This is a genomic window from Sulfuritalea sp., from assembly GCF_017302275.1.
Taxonomy (GTDB): Bacteria; Pseudomonadota; Gammaproteobacteria; order Burkholderiales; family Rhodocyclaceae; genus Sulfuritalea.
On sequence record NZ_JAFLDR010000006.1, the window covers coordinates 74,752 to 88,752 of the forward strand.

Here is a 14,001-nt window from a genome sequence, read left to right on the forward strand (position 1 = left end):
GGGACACATGGGACAAAAGATTCATCCGACCGGATTCCGTCTTTCGGTCACACGTAACTGGACTTCGCGTTGGTATTCGAATAGCAAATCGTTTCCCCAGATGCTCAAGGAAGACATCGAGGTCCGCGATTACCTGAAGAAGAAGCTGGCACATGCCTCCGTTGGTCGTGTGGTGATTGAACGCCCCGCAAAGAACGCGCGCGTAACGGTCTATAGCGCACGCCCGGGGGTGGTTATCGGGAAAAAGGGCGAGGATATTGAACACCTCAAGGCCGAGCTTCAGCGCAAGATGGGGGTGCCGGTTCACGTCAATATCGAGGAAATTCGCAAACCCGAGATCGACGCTCAATTGATCGCCGATTCAATCGCGCAGCAGCTCGAAAAGCGCATCATGTTCCGCCGCGCCATGAAGCGCGCCATGCAGAACGCGATGAGACTGGGTGCCCAAGGAATCAAGATCATGAGCTCCGGGCGACTGAACGGCGCAGAGATTGCGCGCCGCGAATGGTATCGCGAGGGCCGGGTTCCCTTGCACACCTTGCGTGCAGATATCGACTACGGAACCTCCGAGGCCAAGACGACCTACGGCATCATCGGAATCAAGGTTTGGGTGTTCAAGGGGGAAAGTCTGTCGCGCAGCGATGCCCTGCTGGCTCCACCGGAGCCGGCTGTCGATGATCAGAGGAAGCCTCGGCGAGCCCCTCCAGGCAAGCCGCGAACTGACGGTGAGGGAGATGCCAAACCGGTGCGCAGAGGTGCCGCGAAGGCAGCCGAGGGCGCAACAAAGCCGGAAGTGAAGCCGGAGGCCGCGGCAGCTACCCCCAAGCCCCCCGTCAAGCGTGTCCGCAAGGCTCCGGTGAAAGTTGATGGCGCGGATAGTGCGTCGAAAGAAGGCAAGGAGTAAAACATGCTGCAACCCGCCCGTAGAAAATATCGCAAGGAACAAAAAGGTCGAAACACCGGGCTCGCCACGCGTGGCGCGAAGGTAAGTTTTGGCGAGTACGGTCTGAAAGCGATCGGTCGCGGTCGTCTGACCGCACGACAAATTGAGGCTGCTCGCCGTGCCATGACCCGTCATATCAAGCGCGGCGGTCGCATTTGGATTCGGATCTTCCCGGATAAGCCGATTTCGAAGAAGCCGCTTGAAGTTCGAATGGGTAATGGCAAGGGGTCTCCGGAGTATTGGGTCGCCGAGATCCAGCCAGGGAAGGTGTTGTACGAAATGGACGGTGTGGATGAGACACTGGCTCGTGAGGCATTTCGCCTTGCAGCTGCCAAGCTTCCCCTCGAGACCACCTTTGTTATCCGTCATTTGGGATAGGCCATGAAGACTAGTGAGTTGAGAGCAAAGAGTACCGACGAACTGCAAAAGGAGTTGCTGGATCTTCGCAAGGCGCAATTCGGCCTCAGAATGCAGATCGCGACTCAGCAACTGACGAATACCAGCCAGGTCGGGAAGGTGCGTAAAGACATAGCACGAGTAAAAACCATACAGCGTGAAAAGGCGGCTGCGAAATGACGGATGCGACCACACAAACGGTACGACGCACGCTCCAGGGGCGTGTTGTTTCTGACAGGATGCAGAAAACCATCACTGTTCTCATTGAGCGCAAGGTCAAGCATCCGGTGATCGGCAAGATCATGACCCGGTCAAAGAAATATCACGCGCATAGCGAGGGATTTGAAGCAGTGACTGGCGACCTCGTGCAGATCGAAGAATGCGCTCCGATATCGAAAACCAAGGCGTGGCGTGTAGCCAAGATCCTGGAGAAGGCCCGCGTCGTTTGACTCGTTGGCTGCTTCTTGATTCGATAATGCTAGTTAGTACTTGACATCTTGGTGGCGGGATGTAAAATCCCGCCTCTTTGCCCCGCCGGGTAGATGGTTTGGCCCGGCATTCCAGCCCCTAGCGGGCTCCAAGACTGATCGCGATGTTCAATTCGTTCGCGGATTAAGTTGGAGATGAAAAATGATTCAAATGCAGTCTCTGCTGGATGTCGCCGATAACACTGGCGCGCGTTCGGTCATGTGCATCAAGGTGCTCGGCGGGTCCAAGCGTCGCTACGCCGGTATCGGCGATGTGATCAAGGTCAGCATCAAGGATGCTGCACCTCGCGGTCGCGTCAAAAAAGGCGAAGTCTACAGCGCCGTAGTGGTACGCACGGCCAAGGGCGTGCGCCGGTCCGATGGATCGCTGGTCAAGTTCGATGGCAACGCGGCCGTGTTGCTGAATAACAAGCTGGAACCGATCGGCACGCGCATTTTTGGCCCGGTCACGCGCGAGTTGCGCACCGAGCGATTCATGAAGATCGTCTCGCTGGCTCCAGAGGTTCTTTGAACCGGCAATCGAGGAATCAACAATGAACAAGATTCGCAAGGGTGACGACGTCGTCGTGACAACCGGCAAGGACAAGGGCAAGCGCGGCGTCGTGCTAAATTGTCTCGACGCCGATCGGTTGCTCGTCGAGGGCATCAATCGTGTCAAGAAGCACACCAAGCCCAACCCCCTCAAGGGCAATCAGGGTGGCATTGTCGAGAAGGAAATGCCGATCAATATCTCCAATGTGGCGCTGTTCAATTCGGCCACCCAGAAGGCGGATCGCGTCGGTTTCAAGCAACTCGATGACGGCCGCAAGGTTCGGGTGTTCCGGTCGAACGGCGAAGTCGTTGACGCGTAAGGATCAGTCATGGCGCGCTTGCAGGAATACTACAAACAAACGGTTGTCCCCGAATTGCTCCAGAAATTCGGCTACAAATCTATCATGGAGGTCCCGCGTATCACCAAGATCACCCTGAACATGGGTGTCGGTGAGGCGGTTGGCGACAAGAAGATCCTGGATCACGCCGTGAGCGACATGATCAAGATCGCCGGGCAGAAGCCGGTTGTCACGAAAGCAAGAAAGGCTATTGCCGGGTTCAAGATTCGCGAGGGTTATCCGATCGGGTGCATGCTCACCTTGCGCGGGAATCACATGTTCGAGTTTCTCGACCGATTGATCACGATTGCCATGCCGCGCATTCGTGACTTTCGCGGTATCTCCGGAAAAGGGTTCGACGGGCGTGGCAACTACAACGTAGGTGTCAAGGAGCAGATCATTTTCCCCGAGATCGAGTACGACAAGATCGATGCGCTACGTGGAATGAACATCAGCATTACCACCACGGCGAAGAACGACGAGGAAGCGAAAGCGCTTCTCGCCGCATTCAAGTTCCCCTTCAAGAACTGAGGGACGTATGGCGAAACTAGCTCTAATCAACCGCGAAGAGAAGCGCGCTAAAACGGTGGCGAAGTACGCTGCCAAGCGTGCCGAACTCTTCGCCATCATCAACGATGTCAAGCTGTCGGACGAGGAGCGCATGGATGCGCGCCAGAAGCTCCAGCAACTGCCACGCAATTCCAGTCCGTCCCGTCAGCGCAACCGATGCACATTGACCGGACGTCCCCGCGGAGTGTTCCGCAAGTTTGGTCTGTGTCGCAACAAGCTGCGCGAAATTGCCATGCGCGGCGAGGTGCCTGGCATGACCAAGGCAAGCTGGTAAGGAGAGCGCTATGAGCATGACCGATCCGGTTGCCGACATGTTGACCCGCATCCGCAATGCGCAGATGGCGGAAAAGCTGTCTGTTTCGATGCCGTCTTCCAAGTTGAAGGTGGCAATCGCCAAGGTATTGAAGGACGAGGGTTACATTGACGACTTCGCCATCCGTGAAAGCGGTGCAAAGCCTGAGCTCGACCTGGCGCTGAAGTACTATGCCGGTCGCCCCGTCATCGAGCGAATCGAGCGCGTTTCAAAACCTGGTCTGCGCGTCTACAAAGGCAAGGACGATTTGCCCCGCGTGATGAACGGACTCGGTGTTGCCATTGTCTCCACGCCCAAGGGTGTGATGACAGACCGCCGCGCGCGGGCCGGCAACATGGGCGGCGAAGTCCTCTGCATCGTCGCCTAAGGAGCTGCTGCCATGTCACGTATTGCAAAATATCCGGTCGAAGTGCCGAAAGGTGTCGAGGTAACGCTCTCGGATTCCGAAATCGCCGTCAAGGGACCTCTTGGTACGCTTAAGCAGTTCATGTTGCCAGCCGTCACGATCGAGCGGGACGGTGAAAAGCTCCTGTGCCGTGCGGTTGAGGGTGCGCCGAATGCAGGAGCGATGTCCGGCACCATGCGTGCGCTGCTCAACAACATGGTTACCGGCGTAACCAAGGGCTTTGAGAAGAAATTGACCCTGGTGGGCGTCGGTTACCGGGCCCAGGCGCAGGGGGCAAAGCTCAACCTTACGCTGGGTTTCTCCCATCCGGTTGTGCATGAGATGCCAAATGGGATCAAGGTTGAAACTCCGACCCAGACTGAGATTCTCATCAAGGGGATCGACAAGCAGGTGGTTGGTCAGGTGGCTGCGGAAGTTCGTGCCTATCGGTCCCCCGAGCCCTATAAGGGCAAAGGCGTCCGTTATGCCGACGAAGTTGTCGCGATCAAGGAAACCAAGAAGAAATAATCGAGGCGCCGAATCATGGAAAAGAAACAAGCTCGACTGCGCAGGGCGCGCAAAACCCGCGCCAAAATTGCAGAGCTCAAGGTGGTGCGCCTCGCCGTGCATCGAAGCAATTTGCATATTTCCGCCCAGATCTTCTCGGGCTGTGGCACTCGGGTGCTGGCTGCGGCTTCCACCATGGAACCGGAAGTCCGGAGCCAGGTGCCGAACGGTGGCAACGTCAATGCTGCCAAGACGATCGGCAAGCTTATCGCCGAACGCGCCAAGGCAGCCGGTATCGAGCAGGTAGCGTTTGACCGCTCCGGTTTTCATTATCACGGCCGCGTCAAGGCGCTGGCTGAAGCCGCCCGTGAGGGCGGACTCAAGTTCTAAGCGAGACGGACATGGCTAAACCACAAGGCAGGAAACAGCAGCAGGCCCAGGAAGAGCGCGACGATGGCATGCGCGAAAAGATGGTGTCCATCAATCGCGTTACCAAGGTGGTCAAGGGCGGCCGGATTCTCGGCTTTGCCGCGCTGACCGTCGTTGGTGACGGTGATGGCGGCGTCGGCATGGGCAAGGGCAAGTCCCGTGAAGTTCCGGTCGCCGTGCAAAAGGCCATGGAAGAAGCCCGCCGCAAGATGGCCAAGATCAGCCTGAAGGATGGGACTCTTCACCACTCGGTAACCGGCAAGCATGGCGCAACCACCGTACTGATGTCGCCGGCGTCCCCCGGAACCGGCGTCATTGCCGGTGGTCCGATGCGCGCGGTATTTGAAGTGATGGGCGTTACCGATGTGGTCGCCAAGACCATCGGTTCGACCAATCCCTATAACGTGGTGCGAGCCACGCTGCATGGTTTGCTGGCCATGAGCACACCGGCTGAAATTGCTGCGAAGCGCGGCAAGGCCATAGCTGAAATTCTGGAGTGAACCATGGCTGAAAAGACTATTAAGGTCACGCTGGTAAAAAGCATCATCGGCACCAAGCAGGATCACCGCGCTACCGTGCGCGGCCTTGGCTTGCGGAAGCTCAACAGTTCAGCAGTGCTCGAGGATACTCCGGCGGTTCGCGGCATGATCCGTAAGGTGGCTTATCTGGTCAAGTGCGAAGGCTAAGGGGAAACTGATGGGCATGGAACTCAATAAAATCAAGCCGGGAGCCGGCTCCAAGCACGCGGCGAAGCGTGTCGGGCGCGGGATCGGCAGCGGTCTCGGCAAGACTGCGGGCCGTGGCCACAAGGGACAGAAGTCCCGTGCAGGCGGCTTTCACAAAGTCGGTTTCGAAGGCGGTCAGATGCCGTTGCAGCGGCGCCTTCCCAAGCGTGGCTTCGTCTCCCTGACGGCAAGCCGCAACGTTGAGGTGCGTCTTTCCGAACTGGACAAGTTGCCGGTGGAAGATGTCGATCTGCTCGTGTTGAAGCAGGCAGGTATTGTTGCTGCGGATGCGTTGTCCGCCAAGGTAATTCTGTCCGGCAAACTCAATCGCAAGATCGCTTTGAAGGGTGTGGGCGCGACCAAGGGCGCGCGCGCCGCCATCGAAGCCGCCGGCGGCTCAGTGGCTGCCATTGCCGCCGCTGCCTGACCGCGGACGAGGACAGGCGCAAGTGGCAACTCCCCAGGCAGCGGCTCTAGGCAAGGCAGGCAAGTTCGGCGACCTCTGGCGCCGGCTATGGTTCCTGCTTGGTGCCTTGGTCGTATTCCGGATTGGGGCGCATATTCCGGTACCAGGAATTGATCCGGTAAAACTCGCGGAGTTGTTTCAAACTCAGCAGGGTGGGATTCTCGGCGTATTCAACCTGTTTTCCGGTGGTGCTCTATCGCGCTTCACGTTGTTTGCCTTGGGCATAATGCCTTACATTTCAGCGTCGATCATCATGCAATTGATGACGGTCGCTGTCCCTACGCTTGAGGCACTGAAGAAGGAAGGTGAGGCCGGGCGTCGCAAGATCACGCAGTACACCCGCTATGGCACGGTCGGCCTGGCGCTGTTCCAGGGGCTGGGAATGGCTGTCGCTCTTGAGTCGCAGGCCGGGCTGGTACTTGATCCAGGTCTGATGTTTCGCTTCGTCACCGTTTTGACGCTCCTGACCGGAACCATGTTCCTGATGTGGCTGGGCGAGCAGATCACGGAGCGCGGCTTGGGCAATGGCATTTCGATCATCATTTTTGCCGGCATTGTGGCGGGTCTACCCAGCGCCTTGGGCGGACTTTTCGAACTGGTTCGTACTGGTTCGATGCATGCACTCTCTGCCTTGTTCATCTGTGGCGTGGCGGTCTTGGTGACGGGCTTTGTGGTATTCGTTGAAAAGGGCCAGCGCAAGATACTGGTGAACTACGCCAAGCGACAGGTCGGCAACAAAGTTTACGGTGGCCAGAGTTCCCATCTTCCCCTGAAGCTGAACATGTCGGGCGTCATTCCGCCCATCTTCGCCTCGTCGATCATATTGTTCCCTGCGACCGCCGCCGGCTGGTTTGGAGCCGGCGAGGGCATGACCTGGCTCAAGGACATAGCGGCGACGCTTTCCCCGGGGCAGCCGATATACGTGATCCTTTACGCAGTAGCGATCGTGTTCTTCTGCTTTTTCTATACAGCACTGGTGTTCAACTCAAAGGAAACGGCAGACAACTTGAAGAAGAGCGGCGCATTCGTCCCGGGCATTCGACCGGGCGATCAAACCAGTCGCTATATCGACAAGATCCTGACCCGTTTGACTCTGGCAGGTGCGATTTACATCACGGCAGTCTGCCTGCTTCCCGAGTTTCTGATTTTGAAATGGAACGTTCCGTTCTACTTCGGCGGCACTAGCTTGTTGATCATCGTCGTCGTGACGATGGACTTCATGTCCCAGGTCCAGGCCTACGTCATGTCGCACCAGTATGAGAGTCTTCTGAAAAAGGCCAATTTCAAGGGGGCCGGTTTTCCGGCTCGCTGAATCATGTCCAAGGAAGACGTAATTGAAATGCAGGGAGAAGTCGTCGAAAACCTCCCGAATGCCACGTTTCGGATCAAACTCGAAAACGGGCATGTGGTTCTTGGCCACATCTCCGGAAAAATGCGCATGCACTATATTCGCATCCTTCCAGGAGACAAGGTCACCGTGCAGCTCACGCCTTACGATCTTTCCAAGGGTCGTATCGTGTTTCGCGCCAAGTAGTTTGGCAATATTTCCGGAGAACTCCAATGAAAGTTCTGGCTTCGGTCAAGCGTATATGTCGTCATTGCAAAGTCATCCGCCGCAAGGGCGTGGTCAGGATCATCTGTACCGATCCTCGCCACAAGCAGCGTCAGGGTTGATGGAGCGATTCAGATCAGATAGAATCTACGGTTTCGCGTTTTTCAGCAAGCCCACCCTACCGCATTCACTAACGGCGACGAACAGGTAAGCACATGGCTCGTATTGCAGGCGTCAACATCCCGAACCACCAGCACGCGGAAATCGCTCTCACGGCGATCTACGGCATCGGCCGTACCCGCGCACGCAAAATCTGCGACGCTGTCGGCGTCAAGCGTTCGGTCAAGATCAAGGAACTCACGGACAGCGAGATGGATCGCCTGCGTGAGGAGGTAGGCAAGTTCACCGTCGAGGGCGATCTGCGCCGCGAGACGACGATGAACATCAAGCGCCTGATGGATCTTGGCTGCTACCGCGGTGTGCGTCATCGCCGCGGCCTTCCCGTCCGCGGTCAGCGCACCCGCACCAACGCGCGAACCCGCAAGGGCCCGCGCAAGGCAATTTCGATGGGCAAGAAGTAAACCAGGAACCATTACATGGCTAAGACTGCAACCAAAGTTCGCAAGAAGGTCAAGAAGAACGTCGCGGAGGGTATCGCCCACGTTCACGCTTCCTTCAACAACACCATCATCACCATCACCGACAGGCAGGGTAACGCCCTGTCATGGGCGACCTCCGGCGGCGCCGGCTTCAAGGGTTCGCGCAAGTCGACTCCGTTCGCCGCACAGATTGCCGCGGAAGCGGCTGGCAAAGCTGCTCAGGAGTGTGGTGTGAAGAATCTCGAGGTTCGCATCAAGGGCCCCGGCCCCGGGCGCGAATCGGCCGTACGGGCACTCAATGCGCTCGGCATGAAGATCACCAGCATCACCGACATTACCCCGATTCCCCACAACGGATGCCGGCCGCCCAAGCGCCGCCGCATCTAAGGCAGATACGACACCATGGCCCGAAATCTAGATGCAAAATGCCGCCAGTGCCGCCGCGAGGGCGAAAAGCTCTTCCTCAAAGGCGAGAAGTGCTTCACTGACAAGTGCTCCGTCGAGCGTCGCGCCTACGCGCCGGGCCAGCATGGCCAGAAGTCCGGCCAGCGCCTGTCCGGATACGGCACCCAGCTGCGCGAAAAGCAGAAGATCCGCCGTATCTATGGCGTTCTCGAGCGGCAATTCCGCAAGGTATTCTTCGAAGCCGAGCGCAAGAAGGGCCAAACCGGTGAGAACCTGCTCAAGCTTCTCGAATCGCGGCTCGATACCGTTGCCTATCGCATGGGGTTTGGCGTTTCGCGCGCGGAAGCTCGTCAGGTCGTGCGCCACAATGGCGTGCTGATCAACGGCAAGCGGGTCAACATTCCTTCCTACAGCGTGCGTCCTGGCGACGTCATTCAGTTGCTGGATGGCACCCGTGGCCATCTGCGCACCAAGGCTGCGCTTGATGCCGCCGAATCGCGCGGCTTTCCCGCATGGCTCGAAGTCGACGTCAAGGCCGGCAAGGGTGTGTTCAAGTCCTATCCGGCACGTGAAGACCTGCCGCCCTCGATCAACGAAGGTCTGGTCGTCGAACTGTATTCGCGCTAACCGGTAGTTTTGCGCCTGGCGTCCTTCGGACGCCAGGCGTCGTCCATTTGAAGGAATGCACATGCACACACTTCTGAAACCCCGCAGTATCGACGTCCAGCAGCTTTCGCCGGTTCATGCCCGCGTGGTCATGGAGCCGTTCGAACGCGGTTATGGCCATACCCTTGGCAACGCGCTGCGCCGTATCCTGCTGTCATCCATGGAAGGTGTCGCGCCGACCGAGGTATCGATCGAAGGCGTGCTGCACGAGTACTCGACGCTTGACGGTGTGCGTGAAGACGTGGTCGACGTGCTGCTGAACTTGAAAGGCGTCGTGCTGAAGATGCACAACCGCCGTGAAGCGACCTTGACACTCTCCCGCGATGGTGAAGGCGTGGTCACCGCGCGCGACATCGAAACCACCCATGATGTCGAGATCGTGAATCCGGACCACGTCATTGCCCATATCGCGCCGGGCGGCAAGCTCAATATGCAGATTCGTGTCGAATCGGGTCGTGGCTATGTTCCCGCCAACCAGCGCGAGATCGCTCGCGAGAACCGCGCCATTGGCCAGATCATGCTCGATGCGTCGTTCAGCCCGGTGCGCCGCGTCAGTTACTCGGTCGAGTCCGCCCGCGTCGAGCAGCGTACCGACCTGGACAAGCTGATCCTCGACATCGAGACCAACGGCGCCATCGACAACGCGGAAGAGGCGGTACGCACGGCGGCTCGCATCCTGATGGAACAGCTTTCGGTATTCGCCGACCTGGAAGGCACGCCACTGTCGGCCGAAGCGCCGAAGCAGACCACGGTCGATCCGGTTCTCGTGCGTCCTGTCGATGACCTGGAATTGACCGTTCGTTCGGCAAACTGCCTGAAGGCCGAGAACATCTATTACATTGGCGACCTGATCCAGCGTACCGAAACCGAGTTGCTGAAGACGCCGAACCTGGGTCGCAAGTCGCTCAACGAAATAAAGGAAGTGCTGGCGTCGCGCGGCCTGACTCTGGGCATGAAGCTGGAAAGCTGGCCGCCGGCGGGATTGGAAAAGCTCGCATAAGCGAGCTTTCAGTGGAAACTTGCCTTCAGGTTAGTTGTAACTAAAGGCTCGCCTGATAGATTCACGCCGGGCTTCGGCACGGTCGCTTCGACCGCTTCACTTAGCTGCAAACTACTACTCGATAACCATTAACCGGCCACTTGCATTGCGCGGTGGCTGCAAAAAACGAGGGAATCAAAATGCGTCACGGAAACGGACTTCGCAAACTCAATCGGACCTCGGCCCATCGCCAGGCGATGCTGCGCAACATGGCGGTTTCGCTGTTGCGCCACGAGGCCATCAAGACCACACTGCCCAAGGCCAAGGAATTGCGCCGCGTGGTGGAGCCCCTGATCACCCTGGGCAAGAAGCCCAGCCTGGCGAATCGCCGCCTGGCCTTCGACCGCACGCGCGACCGCGATATCGTCGGCAAACTGTTCGAGGTGCTCGGCCCGCGCTATGCCGCTCGCAACGGCGGCTATCTGCGCATCCTCAAGATGGGCTTCCGTGTTGGCGACAATGCACCGATGGCCTTCGTCGAGTTGCTGGATCGTCCGGCCGGGGAAGTGGTCGACGCGACGGCCGAGTAAGTTCATCGCGCTCACCAAAAAGGCCAGGCATTGCCTGGCTTTTTTGTTTCCTGCGACGGCCGCGATCAGAGGATCATCCCGGCCCCGACCGTGTTGTTATTGCTTTCGTCGATCACGATGAAGGCGCCGGTGGCGCGATTCTCGGCATAGCGATCGACGACCAGCGGCTGCGCCAGCTTGAAGGCGACGCGGGCAATGTCGTTCATGCCGAGCCCTTCTGCCGCAACCTGCTGCAATGAATTGATGTCGAGCCGGTAGGCGATGCCGTCGAGCAAGGCGCGCGAGTCCCGCGTCGTCTGGCGGATCAGGTATTTGCGCTGGGCATCGAGCGGGCACTCGCCCAGCCAGCACAGCATCGCTTCGATGCGCCGTGTCACCAGCGCCGACTCTTTGGTTTCGCCACGAACAATCATGTCGCCGCGCGAGATGTCGATCTCGTCTTCCAGCAACAAGGTCACCGACTGTTCGGCGACGGCGCGCTGCAATGCGCGGCCGCCAAGCTCGATGCCCTTGACGCGGCTGCGCCGCTCGGACGGCAGCGCCACGACCTCGTTACCGACGGCAATCTCGCCCGATTCGACGCGCCCCATGAAGCCACGGTAGTCGTGCAGCAGCGGATCGTCAGCCCGCTGCGGACGGCAGACATACTGCACCGGGAAGCGGAAGCGCTCATCGCTTTCGCTGTGCGCGACAGGCGCCGACTCGAGGATGTCGATCAGGGTAGGCCCCTCGTACCAGTCGAGGTTGTCGCCGCGATCGACCAGCATGTCGCCGTTCAGCGCCGACAGCGGAATGAAGCGCACTTCCTCGATGCCCAGCTGGCTCGCAAAGTCGAGGTAGTCGCCGCGAATGCGTTCGAAGACCGCGCGGTCGTAGCCGACCAGGTCCATCTTGTTCACCGCGACGACCAGGTGCGGAATGCCGACCAGGTGGGCCAGGTACGAGTGGCGCCGAGTCTGCGTCAGCACGCCCTTCCTGGCGTCAATCAGGATGATCGCCAGATTGGCGGTCGAGGCGGCGGTGACCATGTTGCGCGTGTACTGCTCATGCCCCGGCGCGTCGGCGATGATGTATTTGCGCCGGCCGGTGCTGCAGTAGCGATAGGCGACGTCGATGGTGATGCCCTGCTCGCGTTCGGCCTGCAGGCCGTCGGTCAGCAGCGACAGATCGACCGCCTCCATGCCACGCCGCAACGAGGTCTTCTCGATGGCGTGCAGCGTGTCGGCAAGAATCGCCTTGGTGTCGTAAAGCAGGCGGCCGATCAGCGTGCTCTTGCCGTCATCGACGCTGCCGCAGGTGAGGAAGCGCAGCAAGCCGTTGTCCACCGGACTGCCAAACTCGGGAATGTGTTCGATCGCGCTCATCAGAAATACCCTTCCTTCTTGCGTTGCTCCATCGCGGCTTCGGAGGCCTGGTCATCCAGCCTTGTCGCGCCGCGCTCGGTTACGGTGGTGGTGGCGGTCTCGGCGATGATCTTGTGCACCGTGTCGGCATCCGATTCGACCGGTGCCGTGCAGGTGATGTCGCCGACGGTGCGAAAGCGCACCCGCAGCTGCTCGACCACGTCGCCGTCGCGCGCCGGCGTGAGTTCCGTCACCGGCTGCAACAGACTGCCCCTGCGGATAACCGGGCGAACGTGGGCGAAGTAGATCGACGGCAAGGCCAGGCCTTCGCGCTCGATGTACTGCCAGACGTCGAGTTCGGTCCAGTTCGAGATCGGAAAGGCGCGGATGTTCTCGCCCTTGTGCACCCGGGCGTTTAACAAATTCCACAGCTCGGGGCGCTGATTCTTCGGATCCCATCCGCCGAATTCGTCGCGGAAGGAAAAGATGCGCTCCTTGGCGCGGGCCTTTTCCTCGTCGCGGCGGGCGCCTCCGATGCACGCATCGAAGCCGAATTCCTCGATGGCTTCGAGCAGGGTCACCGACTGGTGCTTGTTGCGCGACTCGTCGGCCGACTTGAGGCGCACCGTGCCGCGCGACATCGAGCTTTCGACCGAACGTACGATCAGGCGCTCGTTCAATTGGCAGGCACGGGCATCGCGGAAATCGATGACTTCGGGGTAGTTGTGCCCGGTGTCGATGTGCAGCAGCGGGAAGGGGAAGCGGCCGGGACGGAAGGCCTTCTCGGCCAGGCGCAGGAGCACGATGGAATCCTTACCGCCCGAGAACAGCAGAGCCGGATTGCTGCACTGGCCTGCGACTTCGCGCAGGATGTAAATCGCTTCGGCCTCCAGCCAGTCGAGGTGGTCGAGGGCGGGACGCAGCGGCAGTAGCGGATTGAAGACAGGCGCGTTCATGCCGCCGCCGTTCCGTCAGCGACCGAAGGAAGTCCCTGTGGGGCGCCGACTTTTGGCGTGGCGATGCGTTGCAGCTTGCCATCCACCAGATGCAGGCCGCATTCCTTGCTCTCCGGGGATTCCCACCACCAGCGACCCGCGCGCACGTCCTCGCCGGGCTGGATGGCTCGGGTGCAGGGGGCGCAGCCGATCGAAGGATAGTTGCGGTCGTGCAGCGCGTTGTAGGGCACCCGGTTGGCGCGCAGATAAGCCCAGACTTCGCGTTCGCTCCAGTCCGCCAGCGGGCTGATCTTTACCAGGTTGTTGGCGCTGTCGAAGCTGATGGTCTTGAGCTTTTCGCGGGTCGGCGATTGCGCCGCACGCAGGCCGGCGATCCAGGCCTGCTTGCCGGCCAGCGCGCGCTGCAGCGGTTCGATCTTGCGTGCGTGGCAGCAGGCCTTGCGCGCCTCCACCGAGTTGTAGAAGCCGTTGATGCCATGGGCAGCGACGAAGTCCTGCACGGCTTCGTGGCGCGGTGCGAATACCTCCAGGCGGCGGCCGTAGTGGCGCTCGGCGCGTGCCATCAACTCGCAGGTTTCGGCCGGCAGTCGCCCGGTGTCGAGCGAGAAAATACCGATCTCGATGCCTTCGCTCCAGATCATGTCGGTCAGCACCATGTCCTCGGCGCCCAGGCTGTTGGCGAACACGACGGGTGCGTAGTCGCGCGCGACGTCGCGCAGCAGTTGCTTGACGCCGACGGCTTTATCGGCAACGGTGGCGACCAATTCCAGGTCGGCAAGATCGGGCAGGTTTTCGCGCAGCATGGCAGGCTCCTTCAAAT

At 59.5% G+C, this 14,001-nt stretch carries 25 protein-coding genes; 22 read left to right on the forward strand and 3 right to left on the reverse strand.

The features are described 5' to 3' along the window. Positions 1-7 precede the first annotated feature (7 nt). The 22 genes from rpsC (at position 8) to rplQ (ending at position 10,882) form a co-directional block, all read left to right on the forward strand. On the forward strand, positions 8-904 hold the full coding sequence (gene rpsC / locus J0M27_RS04865; protein WP_294988016.1) for a 30S ribosomal protein S3: 897 nt from the start codon (positions 8-10) through the stop codon (positions 902-904). 3 nt (positions 905-907) lie between these two features. Beyond that, a complete protein-coding gene (rplP, locus tag J0M27_RS04870; protein WP_294988018.1) occupies positions 908-1,321 on the forward strand; it encodes a 50S ribosomal protein L16 in 414 nt (137 codons plus the stop codon). A gap of 3 nt (positions 1,322-1,324) precedes the next feature. Further along, a complete protein-coding gene (rpmC, locus tag J0M27_RS04875; protein WP_294988020.1) occupies positions 1,325-1,519 on the forward strand; it encodes a 50S ribosomal protein L29 in 195 nt (64 codons plus the stop codon). Next, entirely contained in the window at positions 1,516-1,788 is a 273-nt protein-coding gene (gene rpsQ / locus J0M27_RS04880; RefSeq protein WP_294988022.1) for a 30S ribosomal protein S17, read from the forward strand. The genes rpmC and rpsQ overlap by 4 nt, the downstream gene beginning before the upstream one ends. 181 nt (positions 1,789-1,969) lie before the next feature. Further along, complete coding sequence (rplN, locus tag J0M27_RS04885; protein WP_294988024.1) at positions 1,970-2,338, forward strand: 50S ribosomal protein L14; 369 nt, start codon at positions 1,970-1,972, stop codon at positions 2,336-2,338. 22 nt (positions 2,339-2,360) lie between these two features. Then, positions 2,361-2,678 (forward strand): 50S ribosomal protein L24, encoded by a 318-nt coding sequence (gene rplX, locus J0M27_RS04890; protein ID WP_294988027.1) that lies wholly within the window; start codon positions 2,361-2,363, stop codon positions 2,676-2,678. Positions 2,679-2,687: 9 nt separating this feature from the next. Next, positions 2,688-3,227 (forward strand): 50S ribosomal protein L5, encoded by a 540-nt coding sequence (rplE, locus tag J0M27_RS04895; RefSeq protein ID WP_294988029.1) that lies wholly within the window; start codon positions 2,688-2,690, stop codon positions 3,225-3,227. 7 nt (positions 3,228-3,234) lie between these two features. Further along, complete coding sequence (rpsN, locus tag J0M27_RS04900; RefSeq protein WP_294988031.1) at positions 3,235-3,540, forward strand: 30S ribosomal protein S14; 306 nt, start codon at positions 3,235-3,237, stop codon at positions 3,538-3,540. Positions 3,541-3,550: 10 nt separating this feature from the next. Then, positions 3,551-3,946: a 30S ribosomal protein S8 gene (gene rpsH, locus J0M27_RS04905; protein ID WP_294988032.1), complete on the forward strand. Its 396-nt coding sequence runs from the start codon at positions 3,551-3,553 to the stop codon at positions 3,944-3,946. Between the two features lie 12 nt (positions 3,947-3,958). Beyond that, the gene (gene rplF, locus J0M27_RS04910) at positions 3,959-4,492 is read left to right on the forward strand and encodes a 50S ribosomal protein L6 (protein ID WP_294988034.1); all 534 of its coding nucleotides are present in this window, start codon (positions 3,959-3,961) and stop codon (positions 4,490-4,492) included. A gap of 15 nt (positions 4,493-4,507) precedes the next feature. Beyond that, the gene (rplR, locus tag J0M27_RS04915; RefSeq protein WP_294988036.1) at positions 4,508-4,861 is read left to right on the forward strand and encodes a 50S ribosomal protein L18; all 354 of its coding nucleotides are present in this window, start codon (positions 4,508-4,510) and stop codon (positions 4,859-4,861) included. An 11-nt stretch (positions 4,862-4,872) separates the two neighbouring features. Beyond that, positions 4,873-5,400, forward strand: a complete 528-nt coding sequence (rpsE, locus tag J0M27_RS04920; RefSeq protein ID WP_294988038.1) for a 30S ribosomal protein S5 — start codon at positions 4,873-4,875, stop codon at positions 5,398-5,400. Between the two features lie 3 nt (positions 5,401-5,403). Further along, on the forward strand, positions 5,404-5,586 hold the full coding sequence (rpmD, locus tag J0M27_RS04925) for a 50S ribosomal protein L30 (RefSeq protein WP_294988040.1): 183 nt from the start codon (positions 5,404-5,406) through the stop codon (positions 5,584-5,586). A 16-nt stretch (positions 5,587-5,602) separates the two neighbouring features. Then, on the forward strand, positions 5,603-6,052 hold the full coding sequence (gene rplO, locus J0M27_RS04930; RefSeq protein WP_294988154.1) for a 50S ribosomal protein L15: 450 nt from the start codon (positions 5,603-5,605) through the stop codon (positions 6,050-6,052). A 22-nt stretch (positions 6,053-6,074) separates the two neighbouring features. After that, entirely contained in the window at positions 6,075-7,403 is a 1,329-nt protein-coding gene (gene secY / locus J0M27_RS04935) for a preprotein translocase subunit SecY (protein ID WP_294988042.1), read from the forward strand. A 3-nt stretch (positions 7,404-7,406) separates the two neighbouring features. Then, complete coding sequence (gene infA / locus J0M27_RS04940) at positions 7,407-7,625, forward strand: translation initiation factor IF-1 (RefSeq protein WP_294988044.1); 219 nt, start codon at positions 7,407-7,409, stop codon at positions 7,623-7,625. Positions 7,626-7,651: 26 nt separating this feature from the next. Continuing rightward, a complete protein-coding gene (gene rpmJ, locus J0M27_RS04945) occupies positions 7,652-7,765 on the forward strand; it encodes a 50S ribosomal protein L36 (RefSeq protein WP_294988046.1) in 114 nt (37 codons plus the stop codon). Positions 7,766-7,858: 93 nt separating this feature from the next. After that, entirely contained in the window at positions 7,859-8,224 is a 366-nt protein-coding gene (rpsM, locus tag J0M27_RS04950; protein WP_294988048.1) for a 30S ribosomal protein S13, read from the forward strand. A 15-nt stretch (positions 8,225-8,239) separates the two neighbouring features. After that, positions 8,240-8,629 (forward strand): 30S ribosomal protein S11, encoded by a 390-nt coding sequence (gene rpsK / locus J0M27_RS04955; protein ID WP_041097093.1) that lies wholly within the window; start codon positions 8,240-8,242, stop codon positions 8,627-8,629. Positions 8,630-8,644: 15 nt separating this feature from the next. Next, complete coding sequence (gene rpsD, locus J0M27_RS04960; protein WP_294988051.1) at positions 8,645-9,274, forward strand: 30S ribosomal protein S4; 630 nt, start codon at positions 8,645-8,647, stop codon at positions 9,272-9,274. Positions 9,275-9,329: 55 nt separating this feature from the next. Beyond that, entirely contained in the window at positions 9,330-10,313 is a 984-nt protein-coding gene (rpoA, locus tag J0M27_RS04965; RefSeq protein ID WP_294988053.1) for a DNA-directed RNA polymerase subunit alpha, read from the forward strand. Positions 10,314-10,492: 179 nt separating this feature from the next. Then, on the forward strand, positions 10,493-10,882 hold the full coding sequence (gene rplQ / locus J0M27_RS04970; protein WP_294988055.1) for a 50S ribosomal protein L17: 390 nt from the start codon (positions 10,493-10,495) through the stop codon (positions 10,880-10,882). A 65-nt stretch (positions 10,883-10,947) separates the two neighbouring features. On the opposite strand, the gene J0M27_RS04975 is transcribed toward rplQ, so the two are convergent. From J0M27_RS04975 to J0M27_RS04985, 3 genes are read right to left on the reverse strand one after another with little or no spacing between them, the layout of a single operon-like run. Beyond that, the gene (locus J0M27_RS04975) at positions 10,948-12,246 is read right to left on the reverse strand and encodes a GTP-binding protein (RefSeq protein ID WP_294988057.1); all 1,299 of its coding nucleotides are present in this window, start codon (positions 12,244-12,246) and stop codon (positions 10,948-10,950) included. Then, entirely contained in the window at positions 12,246-13,181 is a 936-nt protein-coding gene (gene cysD / locus J0M27_RS04980) for a sulfate adenylyltransferase subunit CysD (protein WP_294988059.1), read from the reverse strand. The genes J0M27_RS04975 and cysD overlap by 1 nt, the downstream gene beginning before the upstream one ends. Next, the gene (locus J0M27_RS04985) at positions 13,178-13,984 is read right to left on the reverse strand and encodes a phosphoadenylyl-sulfate reductase (RefSeq protein ID WP_294988061.1); all 807 of its coding nucleotides are present in this window, start codon (positions 13,982-13,984) and stop codon (positions 13,178-13,180) included. Before J0M27_RS04985 ends, cysD begins: the two co-directional genes overlap by 4 nt. Positions 13,985-14,001: the final 17 nt, after the last annotated feature.